General features: G+C 53.7%; 1 rRNA gene. It reads right to left on the bottom strand.

The features are described from left to right. Window positions 1-18: 18 nt before the first annotated feature. Window positions 19-259: ribosomal RNA gene (locus tag UF06_RS13570) — 16S ribosomal RNA — on the bottom strand; the annotation flags it as partial.

Consider the following 259-nt stretch of genomic DNA (forward strand, 5'->3'; position numbering starts at 1 on the left):
CAAACTATCCGTATCGTATAAGGAGGTGATCCAGCGCCAGGTTCCCCTAGCGCTACCTTGTTACGACTTCACCCCAGTCATGAACCACAAAGTGGTGAGCGTCCTCCCGAAGGTTAAACTACCCACTTCTTTTGCAGCCCACTCCCATGGTGTGACGGGCGGTGTGTACAAGGCCCGGGAACGTATTCACCGTGGCATTCTGATCCACGATTACTAGCGATTCCGACTTCATGGAGTCGAGTTGCAGACTCCAATCCGG

It is taken from the genome of Vibrio sp. S234-5 (assembly GCF_000960595.1).
Taxonomy (GTDB): domain Bacteria; phylum Pseudomonadota; class Gammaproteobacteria; order Enterobacterales; family Vibrionaceae; genus Vibrio.